Below are 693 nucleotides of genomic sequence, written 5' to 3' on the forward strand. Positions count from 1 at the left end.
GACCGGTTGAACAAGCGCTTCGGCAAGGATTTCCGGATCCTGAAAGGCATCGAGTCCGACATTCTGGCCGACGGCTCGCTGGACTATGCAGACGACGTGCTGCAGCGCTTCGACTTTGTGGTCGCGAGCATCCACGGCCGTTTCAAACTCGACCGCAAGGCGCAGACGCAGCGCCTGCTTCGGGCCATCTCCGATCCTCACACCACCATCATCGGCCACATGACCGGGCGCCAGCTGCAGCGGCGACCAGGCTACGAGATCGATGTCGACAAGGTGCTGCGCGCCTGTGCCAAGCATGACGTCGTGGTGGAGATCAACGCCCATCCATGGCGCCTCGACCTGGATTGGCGCTGGCACCAGGCCGCCCTTGAGTTCGGCTGCTTGATGAGCATAAATCCGGACGCGCACTCGATCCCCGAGCTCGACCACATGCACTGGGGCGTCGAGATGGCTCGGAAGGGCGGTGTCCCCGCCGACCGGGTCCTGAACGCGATGGCTCTTCCGGAGATCACGCGCTACCTCCGCCAGAAGCGGCGCTCGTTCGCCCGGGCGGCCTGATGCAGCAAGGGCACGGCTTCTCGCTGGAGGGCACCGTGGTCGCAGTTGCCGCCGATCGCGATCACCACTTCAGCAAACCGCCGCAGGACCGGATCATGCTGGTGGAAGGCCATGGCGTCGAAGGCGACGCCCACG

The 693-nt window shown here is 64.9% G+C and carries 1 protein-coding gene; it reads left to right on the forward strand.

What is annotated here, in order from left to right; genetic code table 11:
* The coding region (locus ACFQX9_RS29520) for a PHP domain-containing protein (RefSeq protein ID WP_377791265.1) at positions 1-558 on the forward strand (558 nt) is incomplete at its 5' end.
* Positions 559-693 lie beyond the last annotated feature (135 nt).

Source organism: Bradyrhizobium sp. GCM10028915 (genome assembly GCF_042666195.1).
GTDB classification, from domain to species: Bacteria; Pseudomonadota; Alphaproteobacteria; order Rhizobiales; family Xanthobacteraceae; genus Bradyrhizobium; species Bradyrhizobium canariense_D.